This is a genomic window from Arthrobacter sp. H14, assembly GCF_000520495.1.
GTDB lineage: Bacteria > Actinomycetota > Actinomycetes > Actinomycetales > Micrococcaceae > Arthrobacter_C.
In genome coordinates, this window is record NZ_KI914644.1 from 44,457 (window position 1) to 65,355 (window position 20,899).

Consider the following 20,899-nt stretch of genomic DNA (forward strand, 5'->3'; position numbering starts at 1 on the left):
GCGCCGTGAAGGGCATGAAAGCGGGCAGCGTCGTGATCGACCTCGCGGGCGAGACCGGAGGTAACTGCGAGCTGACGGAACCGGGACAGGTCGTAGTCAAGAACGACGTGACCATCGCATCGCCGCTCAACCTTCCCGCGGAGATGCCCGAACATGCCAGCCAGCTTTATTCGAAGAACGTCACATCGCTTCTCGATCTCCTGGTGAAGGACGGCCGGCTGGACCCGGATTACGACGACGAGATCGTCGCCCAAGCGTGTGTCACCAGGCTGACCCCGACCGAAAGCTGATCATGGACTTCTTCCTTGCCAATCTGGCCATTCTGGTGCTGTCGGGATTCGTCGGTTTCGCCGTCATCTCGAAAGTACCCAACACGCTGCATACACCGCTGATGTCGGGGACCAACGCGATTCACGGCATTGTGCTGCTGGGGGCCCTGATCATACTTGGGACGGTGGACGATCCCGGCTTCCTGATGCAGGCCATCTGCTTCGTCGCCATCGTTTTCGGGACCGTGAACGTGGTCGGTGGATTCGTTGTGACTGACCGGATGCTGTCCATGTTCAAGGCGAAGACGCCGGCCCGTTCGACCAAGGCGGAGGATCATTGATGGATCAGCTGGTCTACGGCCTGTACATCATCGCCGTCGGGCTCTTCATCTACGGACTCATGGGGCTGACCCAGCCCAGGACGGCGGTGCGTGGCAACAAAATCGCCGCGGCAGGCATGGCGCTCGCCGTCGTCGCAACCTTGATCGAAATCCGCGCCACATCGAATTGGATCTTGATCATTGCCGGTCTGGTGGTGGGTGTGGCTTTGGGTATCCCGCCCGCGCTGCGTACAAAGATGACGGCCATACCCCAGTTGGTCGCCCTCTTCAACGGTGTAGGCGGCGGAACCGTCGCCTTGATCGCTTGGGGGGAATTTCTGGAGAGCGACGGTTTCACCGGGCTCGAGCCGGCCGATGGCCTGATTGTTCCCGTCGTCGTCGCTTCGCTCTTGGCCTCGATCATTGGCTCAATATCGTTCTGGGGATCGGTGGTCGCCTTCGGTAAGCTGCAGGGCATCCTTCCGGGGCGACCGATCAGTCTGGGCCGGTTGCAGCAGCCGGTGAATATCCTGATTCTGCTGACGGCTGTTGCGATTGCCGTCGTTATCGGCATTGGCGCAGCTTCCACCGGTGTGAGCCCTTGGTGGTTCCCTGCGATCCTCATAATTTCCGCGGTGCTCGGGCTGATGGTGGTGCTCCCCATTGGCGGCGCCGACATGCCCGTGGTCATCTCGCTGCTCAATGCGCTGACTGGAATTTCGGCGGCGGCGGCCGGTCTCGCCCTGAACAACGTGGCGATGATGGTGGCAGGCATGATCGTAGGCGCATCCGGCACAATTCTCACCAAGCTCATGGCCAAGGCCATGAACAGGTCGATTGCCGCGATCGTGGCGGGCGGCTTCGGCGGGGGAGCAGTTGCGGCCCAGGAATCGGCCGGAGACCGCACGGTCAGATCCACTTCCGCGGCCGACGTCGCCATTCAGCTTGCCTACGCCAATCAGGTCATCGTGGTTCCCGGCTATGGGCTCGCGGTGGCCCAGGCGCAGCTGGCTGTCAAGGACATGGCCATGATGCTTGAGGCCAAGGGCGTTGAGGTGAAATACGCGATTCATCCCGTTGCCGGACGGATGCCCGGGCATATGAACGTGCTCCTTGCCGAAGCGGACGTTTCGTATGACGCCATGAAAGATATGGACGACATCAACGGCGAGTTTGCCCGCACCGACGTCGCCATGGTCATCGGCGCCAACGACGTCACCAATCCGGCGGCCCGCACCGACTCCAGTTCACCGATTTACGGTATGCCGGTGCTGAACGTTGATGCGGCAAAGTCGGTCATCGTGCTGAAGCGTTCGATGAACTCCGGATTTGCCGGGATTGAGAATCGGTTGTTCTACGAACCGCAGACGACGATGCTGTTCGGGGATGCTAAGAAGTCGGTAAGTGACGTGACGGAGCAGCTCAAGGCCCTGTGATTCAGAGCGGAGCCCGGGTGTGGAACCTGAACTCTGACCCATCCGGTCTGCCGCTGACGACGAATAACTAGTAGATTAACCGTTAATCGTCTGAGTGGAGTATGGAATGAAACATAAGAGTTGGCTGGGCGCCGTCGCCATAGCGTCGGTATTGCTGTCCGGTTGCGCAGCTTCCACCTCGGCTTCGCCTGAAGATTCCGCCGCGCCGTCCTCCGCCGCGGCACCTTCCTCCACGTCCGGGTCTCATGGTGGAGAATCCCACACGATGGCCGATGGAACGGAAATGTCCGGGGCCGAACATGGGGCCGCCGGCCACGGAACCGAGGAGTCCGCCAAGAAGTCTGCCGAGCAGACTGCCCGCGAGCCATCGGACGCTGCACGGATGGTGTGTAATGGCCAAGTGGTAAAGAGCATCACCAGCTTCTTCGACCTGGAGGAAGCACCCGTGCCGTCGTCGACATGGGATCAGCCGACGTTCACCTGTACCTATGACCTCGAAAGCGGACCCCTGGTGCTGACGGTGCACGATGCCACCGACGCCGAAAAGGGCAAGGCCTACTACGAATCGCTGAGGAAGAGCCTGGGGAGCCCCGAGGAATTCAAGGGAATGCTCGGCTTGGGCAGGCCCGGCTTCGCCACCGGAGATGGCAAGGTTGCCTTCATCACCGACGGCAAGACGCTCGAGGTCGACGCCACTGGGCTGAGCGGCAAGATGGGCGTGGCGGGCACGTCGACGCCCAGCGATGCGGCCTACGCGGTTGCCTCAGCAGTTCTGGCCTGCTGGATTGACCACACATAAGCCGCAGGTAGGGCGGAAGGCCACTAGGGTCTAGCGGGCCGGGCTTGGCAGCGGACTTCGGCTGGAGTTGAGCTGCGCCATTACCGCCGTCGCTGCTGCCCGTCCGGCACGGTTCGCTCCCAGGGTTGAGGCCGAAGCGCCATAGCCGGTCAGGAACATCCGCGGATCTTTTACGACCTTCACGCCATCGGTCCTGATGCCTCCACCGGGCTCGCGCAGGTGCAGCGGTGCGAGGTGGTCGAGCGACGGCCGGAAACCGGTTGCCCACAGAATGGCGTCGGCCTTCACTTCCGTGCCGTCGTCGAACACCACCGAATCCTCCGTGATCGAGGTGAACATGCGGCGGGCGACGAGGACGCCGTCGTCAATTCCCTTTTGATATTCCGGAGTCAGCGGCAGGCCGGTTGTGGCGACCACGCTCAATGGCGGCAACCCGGCAGAGGTGCGCTCGCGGACGCGCCGTTCGATGTCGCGGCCCCACTCGGCGTCGAAGGGGCGGTCGGTGAATTCCGGCGGGCGGCGGGTGACCCACGTTGTGGTCGCGACCTTCGACAGTTGCAGCAGGAACTGGACAGCGGACGTGCCGGCCCCGACCACGACGACGTGCTGGTCGCGGAATTCGTCGGCGGAACAGAAATCATGGGTGTGGAGCTGGCGTCCCTGGAAGCGGTCGCGGCCTGCATAGTAGGGCCAGTACGGTCGGTCCCAGGCACCGGTGGCGTTGATCAGGGAGCGCGCCTGCCAGGTGCCGGCACTGGTATGGACCGTCAGGGGCGCATCGGTGGCGCGATCGTTGCCGTCGTCGAACCGGACGCTGGTGCCGTCGTCGCCTCCGCTGGTGGCGTCGAACCCGCCACTGGCGACGTCCGGCTCAACCTTGGAGACCGACACCGGCCGGTGCACGGGGAGCCCGAATTCGCGCTCATACTTCTGGTAGTAACGGCAGACGACGGCGGACGCGGGCTCACCCGGATCCGGTTCGCCGAGAGGCATGCCGGGAAGATCGTGAATGTTGTGTGCGGCGCCGAGGGTCAGGGAGGGCCAGCGGTGCCGCCATGCGCCGCCGGGACCGTTATTGGAGTCCAGGACGATGAAGTCCTCTTCCGGTACCAGTCCCAGGCGCTTCAGGTGATAGGCCGCGGACAGACCGGCCTGGCCTGCGCCGATCACGATCGCCTCCAGCATGTTTTCCTCTCCACGGTGCGTTCACCTGTAGAGCGGTGGGCCGTGCGGCCTTATTCCCGCCCTGCCCGTACGAACATATGGCACGCAGCAGCTGAATTTCAGGGTGTGATCAGGGCGTGAATCCGCTCGGCGCAAGACTGTGGCGCTTCCCAATGCACCATATGGCCGGCTTCCGGAACCACGGCGAGGTCCGTTCCGGCATGGGCGTTGACGTATCCCTGCACCTCGGCCAGCGGACGCGTCTTGTCTTCAGCGCCGACGATGACCTGCACCGGTGCCATGAGCTGGGCGGGGACATCCGGTTCCACCCCGTCGAGTGCCGCGAGCAGGCTGGCGTCGAGCACGTCCCGGCGGATCCCGAAGGGCGCATGTGTCATCGCGGCGTCTTCCGGCGGAGAGTTTCCGTACCAGGCGTTGAGGCAAAACTGGATCGCATCCTCGCGGATTGGACCGTTCAGGAACAGGCCGGTGAGCAGTTCACGGGATGCGGACGACGGCGCCGTGGGCACCATCCCGAGCAGCGTCACCGAAGCGACGAGTTCCGGATGCCGGGCGGCGATGGTGGCCGCTATGCTTCCGCCGAGGGAGTGGCCGACCAAATGAACGGGCGCTTGCCGGCGGGTAGCGAATTCCGCGGCGAGAAGCTCAGCCACCGTCCCTACGCCCCATTCGAATCCGTCCGGCAGCGCCGCTGCCCCGTAACCCGGAAGTGGAGGAGCGACGGCGGAGTGCCCCAGCTGCTCAAGTCCGCGCTGCAGCGGTGTCCAGTAACCCGCCGGACAGGCCCAGCCGTGAAGGAGAACCACATCAGCTGCCGGGTCGCCGTCGTCGTCATTGTGCATTGTCTGCTCACTCCTTCGTATTCGGTTGGGCCGCCATCACTTTAGGCAGGTTACGCCTTACCGGCAACACGCCACCGCGGATTTGAGTCGAGCGGCGTCTTAATCGATCCGCCGGATGGGTGCTGGGGGTTCGACGGCGGTAATATCGCCACGGTGACGTGTCGGCGGAACACCGCGGCCACTGCGTGGCTAACGGTAATAAATAGCGGGAGGTGATCGTGGCAGGAGTGCTCGAAGGCTTCGCCGTTATCGTTCTCGTGGTCGCCGTCGGCTTCGTTCTTGGCCGGTTCAACGTGCTCGGAACAGATGCGCAGCAGGTAATCTCGCGGCTGGTGTTTTCAGCCGGTACGCCCGCCCTGCTTTTCGTCACTCTGACTGAGGCGGATCTCAATTCCGTCATCTCTCCGGGGTTGGCCGTGACGGCACTTTCGACCACCGCGATCGCATTGCTCTACGCCGGCATCGCGCGTTTCGCCTTGAAGCGCAGCACCGGTGAAACGGTGATCGGCGCGCTCGCCGCCTCGTACGTCAACGCTGGAAACCTCGGCATCCCCATCACCGTTTTCGTCCTGGGTGACGCCGCCTACGTGGCGCCCGTGATGCTGTTCCAGGTCGTGGTGATGGCGCCCGTTGCCTATGCGATTCTCGACCTCGACGCGCAAAAGGTCTCCGGTCCGGTGTGGAAGCGCGTTGTCCGCCCGCTGCACAACCCGATCACGATCGGCAGCGGTCTGGGCATGCTCGTGTCCGGAACGGGAATGACGATCCCGGACCTCATCTACCAACCGATCGAGCTGGTGGCCGGCATGGCGGTGCCTGGAGCGTTGATCGCCTTCGGCCTGTCGCTGTCGTCGGGATGGCGGATGACCTCGCCGCCGCCACGGCTGGACCTCACGCTGATTTCGGTGCTGAAGCTCGTCATCCACCCCGCGCTGACGTTTGTGCTTGCCTACTTCGTGTTCCAGCTGTCGGGAATCCTGCTGCTTGCCGTCACCTTATTCGCGGCGCTGCCCACTGCCCAGAACGTTCTGATTGCGGCAATCCGGTACAACCGCGGTCCCGGTCTTGCTCGTCAGGCGGCGCTAATCACGACGGCGTCGTCCATCCTGCCGATGGTGCTGATCGTTACGCTGATTCCGGGCTGAATTCTATGCAGCGCGGGCCGGCAGCACACTCGTAGCTGTCCAGGAACGCCAGTGCCCCGGTGGACTGGTCGATCTGATAGACGGACAACCGGCTGGACACTTCGCCGCACGTCAGCAGGTATTGGCCATCCGGGGTGATATTCATGCCGCGTGGCTGGGTTTCGGTGGGGAACGAGTCCAGGTAGCTGAGCTGGCCGCTGCCGCCGTCGACCGCGAATGCCGTGATGGTGCTGCTGGACCGTTCCGTGGTGTAGAGGAACCGGTTATCCGGTGTCAGCCGCAGTTCCGCACACCAGATTGCGTCCGGACCGGGTTTGGGAACGGATCCGTCGCGGACCCGTCCGCGGATGAGCTGCAGGTGTTCGGGGACGGAGGAAACGGACTGGATTTCCGTGAGCGAGCCGGTGCCGGCGTCGCGTTCGAAAACAGTGACGGTCCCGGCCATCTCGTGCAGCACATAGACGTGGATTCCGGAGCTGGAGAAGCGCAGGTGCCGGGGGCCGCTGCCCGGCTGGGAGGCCGCCGTGCCGCCGTCGTCCAGCTTTCCTGTTGTGGCATCGAAGCTCCACCAAGCGGTCAGATCGTCGCCGAGGGCTGTCGCATACACGTACTTGTTGTCGGGCGAGGGGAGCACGGTGTGGGCATGCCGGCCGGGAATGACCTTGCCAGTCCGCGCGCCGGTGGCCACGCCATCGTCGATGCTGCTGACCGTCACGACGTCATCATTATAGGAAGCCGCGAGCAGATGTGTGCCGTTGCGGTCGGGGGCCAGGTACGCCATCGACGCGGCCAAGGGCGCCGTACCTGCCTGGTGGAGTCTGGAACCTGCGGCTGAGCCTGAACCTGAAGCCTGAAGGGAGACCACGCTCGGCGGATCCGAACGGACGGCGGCGTACAGCATGCTTCCGTCCGGGGCGGTCGCCAGCCACTGGACCTCGTTCCCGGCCTGGAACCGGCCATGGCCTGACAGCACCCCTTTGTCGAGGTCGAGCTCAAACGTATCGATCGATTTCCCCGCGGCACAGCCAACATAGACGGCGACAGAACTCACACTTACCTCCCGGATTGGATTCAATGGCCAGCTTAGCTTGGGACTATTCGCCCTGTGCCGGAATGCCCACGAAGCCGGCACAGTTTTCCTTGAGTGCCGCGACGACGGCCTGCACGCCCGGGCGGCGCTGGTTGGTCCTTCGGACGACGGCGATGATCCGACGCCGGGTGGACGGCGCCAAGGGCACGGTGGCAATATCCGGTGCGACGGCGGTGACCGCCAGTTCCGGCAGCACCGTCACGGCGCGCCCGGCGGCAACAAAGGCGAGCCCGACGTCGGCATTGTGGAACCGGGCAACAACGGAGGGGCGGAATCCGGCTTCCGCGCAGGCGCGCTGCACAAAGGCGCCGAGATAGGTTTTCGATTCCTCCAGCAACCAGGGATCATCGGCGAGCTCCTCCATTCGGATCGACCGTGCCTGCGCCCGGGGATGGTCAGGCGGCAGGACGACCAGCAGCCGGTCCTTCATCAGCAGTCCGCCTACCAGGTTCTCATCGATCAGCGGTTCGTCCGCGAAGGAATCGACGACGGCTACGTCGATATCGCCCACCGCCAAACGGCGCAGACTCTCGTGCGATTCGCTCTCATCCACCGTGACATTCAGGTCCGGAAACCGTTCGTCGAGCGCGGTGCACGTCCGGGGGAGGAGGGCGCGCGCCCCGCTGGAAAACGCGGCGCTCCGGATCATGCCCGCAACCTTGGTCCGGCTGGCCTGCAGGTCGGTTTCGGCCGCCTCGATGGAGGCAAGGATGCCATGGCCGTGGCGCACCAGCAGGGCGCCCTCTTCGGTCAACCGGACCCGGCGGCCATGGCGCTCGAGCAGGCGGACCCCGGCCTCGCGTTCGAGGACGGCCAGTTGCTGGCTGACGCCGGAGGTGGACAAAAACCGTACTTCAGCCACACGTGTCAGCGTGCCGAGCCGGTCGAACTCGAGCAGCAGGCTGAGGCGTTCGGGGTCAATCATCCGCAGATCCTTCACAAGCTTGCCAAAAATTGTCAATAGACGGTGGAAGGTTTCCGCCTGAGACTGAGTATAGAACCAGTGCGTGCTGATTCCAGCGTCTCTGCTCGTGCCGCCGTCGTTCCTTCAAAGGAGTCTTCGTGTTCCCTGCGCTGTCACCCCGGTCCTGGGTCCCCGCACCAAGCGAGGATCTCGTGCGCCGTGTCTCGGAAGCCACCGCGGCGGACAGTCCAGCCGGCATCCTCGGCGAGCTGGACCGGCTGGTCGAGCAAAACCGCACGATTCACGACGTCGACGCGGTCAATCTGAACCCTGCCACCAACGCGATGAATCCGAGGGCGGAGGCGATGCTCTCGGCACAGCTTGGCCGGCCCTCGCTCGGGTACCCTGGCGACAAGTACGAGATGGGCCTGGAGGCCATCGAACGAATCGAGATCATTGCCGCCGAACTCGCCGCAGAGGTCTTCTCCGCCCGGCACGCCGAAGTCCGGGTCGGCTCCGGTGCGCTGGCGAATCTCTACGCCTTCATGGCGACCTGCAAACCCGGAGACACGATTATCGCCCCGCCGGCCGATATCGGCGGACACGTCACCCACCATGCACCCGGTGCGGCCGGGATGTACGGGATCAACACCGTTCCCGCCCTCCGGACCCTGGCGCACGAAGTCCGGCCGAAACTGATTACCGTTGGCGGCAGCCTGAACCTGTTCCCCCACCCGATCTCCGCCATCCGCGGGATCGCCGACGAGGTCGGTGCGTACGTCCTCTTTGACGCTGCGCACCTGTGCGGGATGATCGCCGGAAAGGCGTGGCCGCAACCCCTCGCTGAGGGCGCACATCTAATGACCATGAGCACTTACAAGAGCCTCGGCGGTCCACCCAGTGGGCTGGCCGTTACTGACGACGACGAGCTCGCGCAACGGCTGGATGTCATCGCCTTTCCCGGACTGACCGCAAATTTCGACGCCGGCAAGACCGCTGCGCTCGCCGTCACCATGGTCGATTGGAAAGTTGCCGGAGCGGACTACGCCCGGGCCATGATCGATACTGCCCAAGCCCTTGCGGCTGAACTGGCCGACCGGAGCGTGGAGATCTTCGCAGCAGGGCGGGGCGGGACGACATCCCACCAGTTCGGAATACCGGCTGCCTCATACGGGGGCGGACAGCAGGTAGCGCACCGGCTCCGGAAGGCCAACCTGCTGGCCTGCGGCATTGGGTTGCCCGCGCCGCTGGTTGAGGGGGACATGAACGGTCTGCGCATCGGCACGCCGGAAATCGTCCGGCGCGGCATGCGCCCAGCGGATATGCCGGAGCTGGCAGGCTTTATCGCCCGTGGCCTGGATCCAGGTACCGATCCGGAGCAGGTCGCCCCCGAAGTCTCTGCCTGGCGCAAACAGTTCGACAGCATCCACTTCACCGCCGACAACCCGAACTGACCGGCTACCGTTCGTAGTGCCCCGGCCAGTCGGCGGCGCGGATCCGTTTGATCTCGCGGATATGGCCGGCGGTGCCCCACTGGTCTTTGCCCAGGCGGGAAAGCGGCTGCAGTAAGTCGACTCTGGGATGCTGGCCATCCAGCACATCGGTAGCGATTGCCGCGTGCAGGACCTCGCCGAAAACCACGGTGCAGTCACCGATCGGGAGCGTCCTATACAGTCGGCATTCGAGTGCAACGGGAGACTCTTTCACCCGCGGAGCCGCAACAGTCAGGGCCGGCTCCCGGGTGAGACCGACGGCGTCGAACTCACTGACATCAGCGGGGAAATTGGTGCCGGTGGCATTGACCTGTTCGAAGAGGTTTTCCGGCGTTAGGTTGACCACAAAATCCTTCGTGGCCTCAATGTTCCGCAACGAATCCTTCTCGCCGACTGAGGTGAATTGGATGATCGGCGGGTTGACGGAAGCGACGGTATAGAACGAATGCGGTGCGAGATTGTCCACGCCCGCTTCAGAGGTTGAGGAAACCCATGCGATCGGACGAGGCACCACCACCGAGTTCAGCAGGGCATAGAATTCGCGGGCGGAAAGATCTTCGCGGCGGAAATCGGTTCGCATGCCTCAATTCCAGCACACGGGAGCGTTTCCCCGGGGAGGTAGCGGGCGTTAAACACGAATGCGCTCCGTGCCGGCGAAGATTGCCGGCACGGAGCGCATTCGTACGCTGCGGAGGTGTTACTGAGCCGGGAGCTGCAGAACGTCTCCGGTGAAGATGAGATCGGCGCTGATGAGGGTATCGGCGTTGACCTCGTGCAGGGCCTGCCATCCGCCCTGAACGCCCAGCTTCTCGGCGATCTTGGCGAGCGTGTCGCCGGACTGGATGGTGTAGGTCTCGCCGCTGACGGCTGCGGCCGGAGCAGCAGGTGCCTGAACTGCGGCGGGTGCGGGTGCGGGGGCAGGTGCCGGTGCAGGAGCAGGAGCAGGTGCCGGTGCGGGAGCAGGCGCCGGGGCCGGAGCAGGCTGCTCGATGGGTGCCTGAACCTGAGACTGCGTGGTGACCTGGGTCTGGGCAGCAGCGCCGCCGGTTGCGACAGGTGCGCCGCCACCGCCGGAGAGTCCGAGCTCGGCGGCACATGCAGGCCATGCGCCCCAGCCCTGGGTGTTCTGGACGCGCTCGGCGACGGCGATCTGCTCAGCCTTGCTGGCGTTGGTCGGTGAGCCGGTGCCACCGAAGGCGGACCAGGTGCTCGGGGTGAACTGCAGGCCGCCGGAGAAGCCGTTTCCGGTGTCGATGCTCCAGTTTCCGCCGCTTTCGCACTGGGCGAGGGCATCCCACGTGGCAGTGGAAGCGGCCGAGGCGGAAGTGGCGGTGAGGCCGGCAGCAGCGGTGGTCATGGCTGCAATGGCGAGCCCGCGGCGGGCAGTGCGCTTAAAGGTGGTGTTTTTCATGAGGGTTGCGATGCTCCGAAAGGGCTGCTTGCGCTCCATCCGTCCCCGGATTTCCTCGCGACGCCGCCTGCCCCTGACAAATTGAGGTCTCTAACGATGACTGCATTGGCGGCGTAAAGCATGCTGCAGCACCGGGCATTTCGGACTGCCAGGTGAGTCCCAGCAGTCCCATCTCCCGAACGGGATCTCCCGCTACCCTACGACATTTAATAAATCGTTGCAAAACCGAGATCAAACTGTGTGGTGCGTTACCGTTCCTTTATGGTTCGTCTGATACGGCGCTTATCACGTTCCAATTACGACGTCGGGCCCAGCTGGCTGTCGTCCTTGCCATCCGGATTGCCGCTCCCGGCGAAGACGGTGTTGTTGCCGTCCCTGATGACGGCCTGGTTGACCAGCGGGATATGAAGGCCGGCCTCGTCGAGTTCTGCCTTCAAGCGGGCGCGCATCTCGCGGGCAACGCCCCACTGTTCCAGCGGCTTGGTCCGGAGCACCAGGCGAATGGTGATTGATTCGCCGCTCAGGGCCTGCACGCCCCAGACTTCAGGTTCATCCAGGATGAGGCGGCGCCATTGCCGGTCCATCCGCATCTTTTTAGCAGCCTGAAGGATGAGATCGCTGACCTGCTCGAGGTCGGAATAATACGGAATCGGGATATCGAGGACGGCACGCGCCCAGCCCTGCGAGAAGTTGCCCACACGCATTACTTCGCCATTGCGGACGTGCCACAGCGTGCCATCGAGATCGCGGAGCTGGGTCACCCTCAAACCGACATTCTCGACTTCGCCGGAAGCATCTCCCAAGTCGACATAGTCGCCGATCCCATACTGGTCCTCGGCAACCATGAACAGCCCCGAAATATAATCCTTGACCAGCGCCTGGGCGCCGAAACCAAGTGCGACGCCGACGATACCGGCGCTCGCCAGCACCGGGGCCATATCGAAGCCAAGCTCGGACATAACCATCAGCAGGACCAGCGCGGTGATCACGATAGTGGACAGCGAACGCAGCACTGAGCCGACGGTTTTGGCGCGCTGGGCCCTTCGCGCGTTCGCCAACGGCGAATCCTGAATGAGCCAGTGCCTGGTCTCTTGTGCCTGACCGGTTTCTGCAGGCACCACCTCATTGTCCAGCTTTGCGGCGTCGCCCTTGGCTATGTGGTCCATGGCCCGGCGGATGATCATCCGCAGGATCAGGTTCAGCACAATGCCGGCAACAATGATGATCGCGATGCGCAGCGGCTTGTCGAGGAGGAAGTCCCAAATCCCCGAAGCGGCAACCCCCGCGCTCTCGACTGCGTCCTGTGCCGTATTTTCGTCCATAGTGCCGAGGTTATGCGGGTCCGGAGGGAGCAGGCAAACTGTCAGGAACTACTCGGTTGTCATTCAACATAGCCGCAAAGTTGGGTTTTCGACGTCGGAGCCTGCGGCCCGCAGGCTCCGATAGGCTCTATCGGAAGAGCCCGTGGCAAGACAAGGAGCGCCGTGGACATTTCCGTCGTCATCGTCATCGTATGTGCGTTATTGATTGTCGTCGGGGTTATCGGCGTCGTCGTTCCTGTGCTGCCGGGATCACTGCTGGTCGTCGCTGCCCTGCTGGTGTGGGCCGTGACTGTGCAGAGCATGGCCGGCTGGATCGTATTCGGCATCGGGGCGCTGCTGCTGACCATCGGAATGCTCGCCAGCGCCGTGCTGACGGGACGGCGGCTGAAGCAGCGGAAAATTCCCAACCGCTCGATTCTCGTGGCGCTGGTCTTCGCGGTCGCGGGGCTGTTCCTCATCCCAGTGGTGGGTTTGTTCGTCGGCTTTGCGGCTGGACTGCTGCTGGCGGAATTCATCCGCCAGCGGGATTTCCGGGCGGCTGTTTCCTCCAGCTGGGCCGCCTTGAAAGCGACGGGTATCGGCATCCTGGTGGAGTGCGGGCTGGCCTGTCTGGCCGCGAGCGTGTGGGTCATTGGACTCTGGGTGCACTTCGCGGGCAGCTGATTGAACTCCATAGCGACGGTTGGGGAGTGTGACCAAAGTCATACTCTCGACATGGGTTCAGCGAAGCGTGGCGAACCGTCGTTCAATAAGGCGCAGTTCCGCCTTGGTGAACCGCCGGCTGAACGACGTCGGTTCGATCCTTCGGTCCACACCCTTTCCGGCGCGCTTCCAGGTACCAGTCACCTGACCGTCGCGGATGATGGTTGGACGGAAGACGCCGTTGCCGCCGGGAACAATGCGCTGGGCAAATTCAGGTCTCAGTGCCGCCGACCGGTCCTGATAACCGAGCAGGTATTCGTCAAAACCAGGCAGCAGGAACAGTCCCGATGCTTCGTGCGCTTCGCCGCCCGGCAACGCCGGTGATGCGGGGTCCATCAGGTACTCAACGCCGTCGTACCAGCTGCTTTCCAGGTTCTGCCGGGCGAGTGCGACGGCGGTTTTCACATCCGCCGCCCGGAGTTTGGTCCACCAGCCGAAATCCTTCACGGTCGCCGGTCCGTGGCTGCGGAAATATCGTAGAGCCAGTTCGCCCAGCGCCTCGTCCGGTTCGAGCCGGCGCGGATGTGGAATCCAGGAGTCGATGAGAACCAGCTGCTGTTCACCACCGCGGACCGGGCCGAAGCACAGCACTCCCGTCATCGCCAGGTGCCCGATCAGATGGTACCCGCGTTCCTTCACCTCCAGCAGGCCGGCCTTCCGCCACAGGGCGATCAGCTCATTGCGGCTGATCGGCTTTCCATCACGCATCTCCGCCAGCGCGATGTCCCGGGCGGCGCCAATGAGCCGGTCGTCGATGCCGAGTTCAGCATGCCGGCGGGCCGACGTGGCGACCATCCGGGCCGCCGTCGTCCGCAGCATCCAGCCCAGATCCTCGGCCGGTACAAAATGCAGCGTGCCCCGCATCGGCCAGGACCGGACGATCGTTCCGGCGTCGAGGGCGGCAAGGACCGCCTCCCGGGTCCCGCCTTGGAAGCGCAGTGCCACCGAAGTGACGGCCCCATTGAAGTCCTGCGCCTGAACAGCCATCATCCAGCGCACGACGTCGGCAGCACCGGCTTCCATCGGAGCGGCGATGCGTTGGGAAACCAGTCTCAGCTGGCCAATGCCGAACTTCACCATCTGCATAATGCTAAGCCGGATTAGTGCCCGGCGGACCCGGAAACCGGCTTCTTTGGAAGTACCTCCTGCCGCGGGTAGCGTTGAGCGGGAAAATGGGGAGACTACTTTGCGATATGCATTCCGTGGGGTCGTTTTGATTATCGGCCTGATGGCTTTGGCGGGTTGTTCGGCCCTCAATCCCGGCACCGCAAAAGCGGAGAAGACGGCCGAAGCGTTCCATGCAGTCGGAGTTTTTGGCCGTTTTGTCCATGGCCGTCCTGGCGGTGTATCTGCGCCAACGTGGTTCACCGGAATCCAAGCCGGTGGGCGAGCCGCATTCATCCACGGGCGTACAAGGTTAATGCAGTCGTGAATTGAATTCATCCACTTTTCCGGGCGGATAAACGTCGAATAACAAGATACTAAGTACCCTTACGTTCGCGGATAATGGTGGCTGGAGTTTGTAATACGACGCTTCATACGACCGAAAATGTAAGGAGATGCAAAATGGCCAGTTCAGCAGCCCACAACACCCCGGGCGGAAGCTCGCGCACGCCGGTCCAGCTAGCCGCTCTCGTCGTCGGCGTTGTCTTTTTGCTCGTCGGCATCCTGGGGTTCATCCCCGGAATCACCACCAACTACGGTGCGTTGCAGTTTGCCGGTCATGAGTCCGAAGCCTTCCTGCTTGGGGTCTTCCAAGTCTCAATTCTGCACAATATCGTGCATCTGCTGTTCGGTGCCGCCGGTATTGCCATGGCGAAAACCGGTCCGTCGGCCAGTAAATACCTGATTGTCGGCGGCATCATTTACGCTGTCCTGTGGATCTACGGCCTGATTGTGGCTCCCGAATCGGGTGCCAACTTTGTTCCCTTGAATACCGCCGATAACTGGCTCCACTTGGTCCTCTTCATCGGCATGGTGGCTATGGGATTCCTGCCAGGACGGAAGACAGCAGCCACAGCACGGGCATAAACAGCATGACCGGACTGCTCCCACGGGGACCACTGCTACTCTAAGCGGGTAGCAGTGGTCCCTTAGCGACGGAGGTGCCATGAAGGCATTGCCGCTGATTGTCAGCGGGACGGCGCTGGTGGGTGCCACCTATGGGCTGGCGCGTTTCAGCTATGGTCTGTTTGTTCCGGCCTTCAGCAGGGAATTCGAGCTGACGCCGTCCCTGGCCGGGGTTATCTATTCCGGAAGCTTCCTCGCCTACTGCCTTGCCGCCGTCGTCGCCTTCCGCTTTGCTGACCGGCCCCGCTGGAGCATTCTCCTGGCGGGGGTCACCGCCACAGGTGGCAGCGTCGTCGTCGCCGCAGCGGTTTCCCCGATCATGTTGGCAGCCGGCATCCTGATCGCCGGCGCCGGCGCAGGATTCGCATCGCCGGGCCTGGTCGCTCTCGTTGCCCACCACGTACCTTTCCGTGCTGGCGACCGAATCCAGACTGTCGTCAATGCCGGCAGCGGGATCGGCGTAGCGGTGGGCGGCCCGATGGCGCTCCTGTTCAGTGGAAACTGGCGTACGGCGTGGTGGCTGATCGCGCTCATTGCCGCCGTTGCGACCGCCCTGACTCTGCTGACCGACCGTCCCGCGACTGGCGCGACAGGTAGAGCCGGCGGGGCGGATGAGACCGATAGAGCTGCCGCGGGATTGACGCTCTCCGGCCTGGCCCCGCTGCGGACCGCGATGGCGGCGGCTGTGCTCGCCGGGGCAGCCAGCGCGGGGGTGTGGACCTTCGGCCGCAGCCATGTCGTGGCATCGGGCGGACTATCCCAAACCCAGGCCACGGTTTTCTGGGTCCTCGTCGGCATCGCAGGCGTGGCCGGCGCCTTTTCGGGTGATGCGGTGGACCGGATCGGCCTGCGCCGCAGCTGGATGACGACGTCGGCGTTGCTGGCGGGTGCCACGGCGGCTGTTGGCTTTTGGGCGGGGCAGCCGGTGGTGGCTTTTAGCGCCGGGGCCATCTTCGGGGGCGCCTACGTCGCGTTGACGGGGATCCTGATTGTGTGGGCGGCCCACCGGGTGCCGGAGCAGGCATCGGCGGGCACCGCGGCACTTTTCATTGCGCTCGCCGTGGGTCAGGCGGGCGGCGCGGCGCTGCTCGGTGGGCTGCTCGAGGTTGCCGCGGCCTGGGTCGGTTTCCTGCTCGCGGCATCAACCGGTGTCCTGGGCGCCGTGGTGGTGGCGGCGGATGCGGCTGTCGATGAGCGGCCGCGCAGCCCGGACCTGGTTTGAGGGGTTGCCATGTTCGAGGGGTTCACCTCAGAAGTGATCAACGTGGGCGGCGCCGAAATCTTCGTCCGGCATGCCGGGAATGGTCCCGCCGTCCTGCTGCTGCACGGACACCCCCGGACATCGGCCACTTGGGTCCACGTCGCCCCGGCGTTGGTGCAGTTCGGCTTCACCGTTGTCTGTCCGGACCTGCGCGGCTACGGCGCCTCATCGAAACCGGCGACGACGCCGGATCATGCGCCATACTCCAAGCGTGCGATGGCGGGTGACATGTCACGCTTGATGGAGCGGCTGGGACACCGCCGGTTCCACGCCGTCGGCCACGACAGGGGCAGCTACGTCGCATTCCGGCTCGCGATGGACAGCCCCGACCAGCTCCGGAAGCTGGTGCTGATCGACTCGGTACCAATTAAGGAAGCGCTCGACCGCTGCGGTTCCAGGTTTGCGGCGAAGTGGTGGCATTGGTTCTTTTACGCCCAGCCGGACACCCCCGAGCGGGTTATCAACGCCGACCCGGACGCCTGGTACCGGGGTACGCCGCTGCACATGGGCGGCGAGGCCTATGCGGAGTTCCGGTCCGCCACCTGGAACCCGGCGACCGTCAAAGCGATGCTGGAAGACTACCGGGCGGGTCTATGCATCGACTACGAAAACGACACCGCGGACCGGACGGCGGGCAGGAAAATACGCTGCCCGCTGCTGGTGCTCTGGACCTTGCGGGACGACATGGAAGAGCTGTATGGCGATCCGCGCCGGATCTGGCGGGACTGGGCCGACGACGTCGAAGGTCACGGCATCGATTCCGGTCACCACGTGGCGGAGGAAGCGCCGGAAGCCTTAGTGCAGGCGGTCAGCCGCTTCCTCCGGACGGATGGCAATTAGCCCCGATCCTACAGGCGCCGAGTAGCCCTGATTATCAGGCTCCGGCGCCCACGATCAGCAGGATGCCGGCGAAGACGATTCCGGAAGCGATCAGCGTGACCATCGTGTAGCCGAGGATGTCGCGCATCTTCAGCCCGGCAATGGCCAGCAGTGGCAGTGCCCAGAACGGCTGGATCATGTTCGTCCACTGGTCGCCGTAGGAAACAGCCATGATCGCAACTGACGGATCGACGCCGAGGCGGTCGGCGGCGTCGAGCATAATCGGTGCCTGCACGGCGAATTGTCCGCCGCCGGAAGGGACGAAGAAGTTAACGATGCCGGCCGAGAGCAGGGCCAGCACGCCGAAGGTGGCTGGACTGGCGATGCCAACCAGGAAGTCGGAGAAGACAGTGATGAGTCCCGTCGTCGTCATAATTCCCATAATTCCCGCGTACAAAGGGAACTGCAGCAGGATTTCCCCGACGTTGGAGGCGGCGTTCTTGATCAAGCCGATGAGCTCGAAGGGATTGCGCACGAGCAGGAAGATCAGCGCCAGGAAGGTCCAGTTTACGATGTCGAGCGTGGCCGTCCCGCCCTGCACGTAGTGGATGACCAGATAGGTGGCCAGCGCTAGGCCGACGATCGTGGTCAGGATGCGGCTGGCATCGACGTGGTCGGCCGGGGTGACAACTTCGTCCTCGATATCGACGTCGTCGGTGTTCCGGGCGTCGACCTTGAGCTCGATGATTTTGTCGCCGGCCCGCGGAGCGACGAGTGCAAGGGCGAGAGCCACGAAGATGATGGTGGCAATGGCGGCCGTGATGTTCCACCAGGTGAAGGTCGTCTCGCTGACCGGGATGGTGCGGCCCAATTGTTCGGCGATGAACGAATCCGGTGTGGCGGCGACCAGCGGGCCGGAGCCGGAGTAGCCCATATGCCACACAACGAAGCCGGAGAAGCCGGCGGCGACGAGCATCGGAAAGTGCAGGGCCATGCCCTTTTCGCGGCCCTGCGCGGCAACTTCTCTGGCCAGCAGACCGCCGACGACAAGACCGAGCCCCCAAGTGATCAAGGAGGCGACGGCCGCCACGACGAAAACGAAAACGTACGCCTGAACCGGGCTTTTGGGAACCCCGCCGAGAAACGCCAGGAATTTGCGGACCGGCCCGGTGTTGGCCAACGTATGCCCGAGCAGCAGAATCAGCGCCATCTGCGTCATAAAGGCCAGCAGGCCGGACAGGCCGTCGCCCCAGCTGGAAACGACGTCGACGAAACCGGCGTCGGTCAGCAACAGTGCCAGTATTCCGACCACCAGGGTGAGGACGACGGCGAACACCAGCGCACTGGGGATGTAGCGTTCGACGACGGAGTTGACCGGCCGCATCGCAGCGGAAAGGCCGGACGATTTCTGCTTCGGTTCAGGGCTCGAGGTAGGCATGATACATACTCTAGGCGTATGTGCATACCGGTTCCGGCATTTTGCCAGCCAATTCTGTGACAACCTTCACAAGCAGCGTCTCCTATGCGTACGTTCTAATAACTACGTTCGCACGAGCGGCCGGCAGCGACGGGCAATCCCCGTTCAGCAAGCGGCTGCTCTTTTCTTTGGAGGTACATGCATGACTCGACTAACCCGGCTTATAGGAGCTTCGGTGATCAGCGCCGCTTTGGCGGTGAGCCTGGGCAGCACTGTGGCAACTGCCCACGACGACGGCAAGGGCGCCGTCCAGCCACCGTCCATGGAAGCGCAGGAACACGAGTTCGAAAACGTTGCCGCCTCTGCGGCTAATGCGGAGAGTAGCGCTCCTAAGGGATTTGCTCCCTGCATCAACGGAATGGCCGCCAAAACCTACCCGTGTGACGGCGTCGACATGATGAGCCACCTGACGAGGGCAGACCTCGGGCTCAGTTTCGTGAACGATATCTGGGGCTGGACGGATCCGAAGACCGGACACGAGTACACCCTGGTGGGCGGTATCGAAGGCACCGTCTTCGTCGACATCACGGACGCCAAGCGTCCCGACGTCGTCGGCATCCTTCCGACGCACTCCACCTTGGGCGGCGACGTTTGGCGGGATATTAAGGTCTCGGGCCACCACGCTTACATAGTGTCGGAGAACGCCGAACACGGTATGCAGGTTTTCGACCTCACAGAGCTGCGTGGTGCCACCGGAGAACCGACTGTCTTCGAGGCGACGGCCCACTACAGCGAATTCGGCAGTGCCCATAACCTCAATATCAACGAGGATTCCGGCTATGCCTACGTTGTTGGCAGCCGGACATGCGACGGCGGACTGCACATGGTCGATATCAGCGCCCCGGCAAACCCCGAATTCGCAGGATGCTACTCCAGCGAGGGCTACATCCACGATACGCAGTGCGTGATGTACGAGGGTCCCGACGTCGCCTACCAGGGCCGCGAAATTTGCTTCAACTCGAACGCCGATGGCGACGAGAACACCTTGACCATCGCCGATGTGACCGACAAGTCGAACCCGGTGACTCTCTCGAAGGTGTACTACGAGAACGATGGTTACAGCCACCAAGGGTGGCTGACGCCGGACCAGGGTTACTTCCTGCACGGTGACGAGCTGGATGAGGCAACGCGCGGAATCAACACGACTACGCGGGTGTGGGACGTTCGTGACCTGGACAATCCCGAAGTGATCGACGTATACGACAACGGAACCGATTCCATCGACCACAACATCTACACCGAAGGTGACCGGGCTTTTGCCTCGAATTACACCTCCGGCCTGCGGATCTTCGATACCAGCCTGGTCGCTGACGGCGAGCTCAGCGAGGTCGGATTCTTCGATGTCTACCCGGAGAACAACAACGCGACCTTCGAAGGTGGAACCTGGAGCAACTACCCCTACTACGAGCAGAACGTCGTGGCGGTGGGCAGCATCGACAGGGGACTGTTCGTGCTGAAGCCCCGGGGCGACGTCGGCCCATAACCGCCGTCCATTCCGGCTCTTTCGGAGAGTCTCCTGAAGAACACCGGGGCCCGCATCGTTTGGTGCGGGCCCCGGTGCGTTCCGTCGAAGCGGGACCAGTCGAATGAGTCGTTGGTTATGTATCGGCGCCTCGGTTGATGTCGATGGTGACCAAACCTTGGTTTGAGCATGCCGACAGGAGGTCATGATCACCGGCGGCGACTGCTGTTGCCGGTCCATTGACGGCCAAGGCTGAGGCAAGATGCACGGCGTCGTATCCGCGAAGGTCTTCGAATACGGCCAAGGAAGCCGCCTGTTCAAGAAGCGGCGTGGTCGGACTAATTAAGGTCATGTCCCCCAAGAGGATGCTGAGCTCTTCGACCGTGGGCCCCAGCTGATCCCGGCCGATCCGGTCCATCCGCGCGGCCATGGCCAGCGCCGCGGCAGCCTCGACACGGGCGAGCTCGGAAGACACGACCGCATCGGCGCTTTGCCACAGTTCAGCTACAACGCCACTGGATGGCTCCTGGGTAATCAGCGGGATTAGAGCGGATGTGTCTACATAGAGGATCATCGGCGCTGAGCGGCCACGAGATCCGACACAGTTCCGTTGGCGGGGAGCGGGTGTGGTTTCGTGCGCCGGCCGCGCACCGGGGGTGTAGCCACTCCGGATTCAATTAGCTCCTCCAGAATGGACCGTTCTTCGATTGGCACAATTCTGGCGACGGGATGACCATGCTCGGTCACTGTCACGGTCCCGCCGTTCTTGACTTGGGAAATGTGCGCGCTCAGGTGGTTTTTCAGTTCCCGCAGACCAACAGATTCCATTTTCGCCTTATCGATAATGTGTCCCCATTATGTCTCTATTGTAGCTACAGAGGCAATAGCTGCT

Annotated in this window: 21 protein-coding genes and 2 pseudogenes; 12 read left to right on the forward strand and 11 right to left on the reverse strand. The window is 63.3% G+C overall.

Annotated features, from left to right (window positions below):
* The 4 genes and pseudogenes from Y707_RS24390 to Y707_RS0107925 form a co-directional block, all read left to right on the forward strand.
* A pseudogene (locus Y707_RS24390) lies at positions 1–290 on the forward strand (NAD(P)(+) transhydrogenase (Re/Si-specific) subunit alpha); the annotation flags it as partial.
* 2 nt (positions 291–292) lie between these two features.
* On the forward strand, positions 293–610 hold the full coding sequence (locus Y707_RS0107910) for an NAD(P) transhydrogenase subunit alpha part 2 (protein ID WP_155852819.1): 318 nt from the start codon (positions 293–295) through the stop codon (positions 608–610).
* A complete protein-coding gene (locus Y707_RS0107915; protein ID WP_026534672.1) occupies positions 610–2,025 on the forward strand; it encodes an NAD(P)(+) transhydrogenase (Re/Si-specific) subunit beta in 1,416 nt (471 codons plus the stop codon). Before Y707_RS0107910 ends, Y707_RS0107915 begins: the two co-directional genes overlap by 1 nt.
* Positions 2,026–2,131: 106 nt before the next feature.
* Entirely contained in the window at positions 2,132–2,824 is a 693-nt protein-coding gene (locus tag Y707_RS0107925; RefSeq protein ID WP_155852821.1) for a hypothetical protein, read from the forward strand.
* Positions 2,825–2,854: 30 nt separating this feature from the next.
* Here the strand turns inward: Y707_RS0107925 and Y707_RS0107930 are convergent, their stop codons facing one another.
* Positions 2,855–4,009, reverse strand: coding sequence for an NAD(P)-binding domain-containing protein (locus tag Y707_RS0107930; RefSeq protein ID WP_026534674.1), 1,155 nt, complete (start codon positions 4,007–4,009; stop codon positions 2,855–2,857).
* A gap of 98 nt (positions 4,010–4,107) precedes the next feature.
* Entirely contained in the window at positions 4,108–4,851 is a 744-nt protein-coding gene (locus tag Y707_RS24395; protein WP_051441768.1) for an alpha/beta fold hydrolase, read from the reverse strand.
* A 227-nt stretch (positions 4,852–5,078) separates the two neighbouring features.
* On the opposite strand from Y707_RS24395, the gene Y707_RS0107940 reads away from it, so the two are divergent.
* Positions 5,079–5,996 carry an AEC family transporter gene (locus tag Y707_RS0107940; protein WP_216699229.1) on the forward strand — a complete coding sequence of 306 codons (918 nt, stop codon included), beginning with the start codon at positions 5,079–5,081 and terminating at the stop codon, positions 5,994–5,996.
* Here the strand turns inward: Y707_RS0107940 and Y707_RS0107945 are convergent.
* Together Y707_RS0107945 and Y707_RS0107950 are read right to left on the reverse strand one after the other, a co-directional pair.
* On the reverse strand, positions 5,977–7,047 hold the full coding sequence (locus Y707_RS0107945) for a lactonase family protein (protein ID WP_051441770.1): 1,071 nt from the start codon (positions 7,045–7,047) through the stop codon (positions 5,977–5,979). The genes Y707_RS0107940 and Y707_RS0107945 overlap by 20 nt on opposite strands.
* A 43-nt stretch (positions 7,048–7,090) precedes the next feature.
* Positions 7,091–8,011, reverse strand: a complete 921-nt coding sequence (locus Y707_RS0107950; RefSeq protein ID WP_035780859.1) for a LysR family transcriptional regulator — start codon at positions 8,009–8,011, stop codon at positions 7,091–7,093.
* Positions 8,012–8,148: 137 nt separating this feature from the next.
* Here Y707_RS0107950 and glyA point away from each other — a divergent pair, with 137 nt between their 5' ends.
* Positions 8,149–9,444, forward strand: a complete 1,296-nt coding sequence (glyA, locus tag Y707_RS0107955) for a serine hydroxymethyltransferase (RefSeq protein WP_026534678.1) — start codon at positions 8,149–8,151, stop codon at positions 9,442–9,444.
* A 4-nt stretch (positions 9,445–9,448) separates the two neighbouring features.
* Here glyA and Y707_RS0107960 read toward each other — a convergent pair whose 3' ends face one another.
* The 3 genes from Y707_RS0107960 to Y707_RS24400 form a co-directional block, all read right to left on the reverse strand.
* Positions 9,449–10,063, reverse strand: a complete 615-nt coding sequence (locus tag Y707_RS0107960; RefSeq protein WP_026534679.1) for a flavin reductase family protein — start codon at positions 10,061–10,063, stop codon at positions 9,449–9,451.
* Positions 10,064–10,180: 117 nt separating this feature from the next.
* Positions 10,181–10,894, reverse strand: coding sequence for a LysM peptidoglycan-binding domain-containing protein (locus Y707_RS0107965; RefSeq protein WP_026534680.1), 714 nt, complete (start codon positions 10,892–10,894; stop codon positions 10,181–10,183).
* Between the two features lie 296 nt (positions 10,895–11,190).
* Positions 11,191–12,216: a mechanosensitive ion channel family protein gene (locus Y707_RS24400; protein WP_051441772.1), complete on the reverse strand. Its 1,026-nt coding sequence runs from the start codon at positions 12,214–12,216 to the stop codon at positions 11,191–11,193.
* Positions 12,217–12,378: 162 nt separating this feature from the next.
* On the opposite strand from Y707_RS24400, the gene Y707_RS0107975 reads away from it, so the two are divergent.
* Complete coding sequence (locus Y707_RS0107975; protein ID WP_026534681.1) at positions 12,379–12,879, forward strand: DUF456 domain-containing protein; 501 nt, start codon at positions 12,379–12,381, stop codon at positions 12,877–12,879.
* Positions 12,880–12,936: 57 nt separating this feature from the next.
* Here the strand turns inward: Y707_RS0107975 and Y707_RS0107980 are convergent, their stop codons facing one another.
* A complete protein-coding gene (locus Y707_RS0107980; RefSeq protein WP_051441787.1) occupies positions 12,937–13,998 on the reverse strand; it encodes a winged helix DNA-binding domain-containing protein in 1,062 nt (353 codons plus the stop codon).
* Positions 13,999–14,216: 218 nt separating this feature from the next.
* Between Y707_RS0107980 and Y707_RS33230 the strand changes: the two are divergent.
* The 4 genes and pseudogenes from Y707_RS33230 to Y707_RS0108000 all read left to right on the forward strand — a co-directional run.
* A pseudogene (locus tag Y707_RS33230) lies at positions 14,217–14,339 on the forward strand (DUF6766 family protein); the annotation flags it as partial.
* A gap of 145 nt (positions 14,340–14,484) precedes the next feature.
* A complete protein-coding gene (locus Y707_RS0107990) occupies positions 14,485–14,949 on the forward strand; it encodes a DUF4383 domain-containing protein (protein ID WP_026534683.1) in 465 nt (154 codons plus the stop codon).
* 79 nt (positions 14,950–15,028) lie between these two features.
* Positions 15,029–16,210: an MFS transporter gene (locus Y707_RS24405; RefSeq protein ID WP_035780828.1), complete on the forward strand. Its 1,182-nt coding sequence runs from the start codon at positions 15,029–15,031 to the stop codon at positions 16,208–16,210.
* A 9-nt stretch (positions 16,211–16,219) separates the two neighbouring features.
* Positions 16,220–17,089 carry an alpha/beta fold hydrolase gene (locus Y707_RS0108000; RefSeq protein WP_026534684.1) on the forward strand — a complete coding sequence of 290 codons (870 nt, stop codon included), beginning with the start codon at positions 16,220–16,222 and terminating at the stop codon, positions 17,087–17,089.
* Between the two features lie 34 nt (positions 17,090–17,123).
* Here Y707_RS0108000 and Y707_RS0108005 read toward each other — a convergent pair whose 3' ends face one another.
* Complete coding sequence (locus tag Y707_RS0108005; RefSeq protein ID WP_026534685.1) at positions 17,124–18,506, reverse strand: short-chain fatty acid transporter; 1,383 nt, start codon at positions 18,504–18,506, stop codon at positions 17,124–17,126.
* Positions 18,507–18,687: 181 nt separating this feature from the next.
* Here Y707_RS0108005 and Y707_RS0108010 point away from each other — a divergent pair, with 181 nt between their 5' ends.
* Positions 18,688–20,028, forward strand: a complete 1,341-nt coding sequence (locus Y707_RS0108010; protein WP_026534686.1) for a choice-of-anchor B family protein — start codon at positions 18,688–18,690, stop codon at positions 20,026–20,028.
* Between the two features lie 115 nt (positions 20,029–20,143).
* Here Y707_RS0108010 and Y707_RS0108015 read toward each other — a convergent pair whose 3' ends face one another.
* Entirely contained in the window at positions 20,144–20,581 is a 438-nt protein-coding gene (locus Y707_RS0108015; protein WP_026534687.1) for a type II toxin-antitoxin system VapC family toxin, read from the reverse strand.
* A complete protein-coding gene (locus Y707_RS0108020) occupies positions 20,578–20,835 on the reverse strand; it encodes a type II toxin-antitoxin system Phd/YefM family antitoxin (RefSeq protein WP_026534688.1) in 258 nt (85 codons plus the stop codon). The genes Y707_RS0108015 and Y707_RS0108020 overlap by 4 nt, the downstream gene beginning before the upstream one ends.
* Positions 20,836–20,899: the final 64 nt, after the last annotated feature.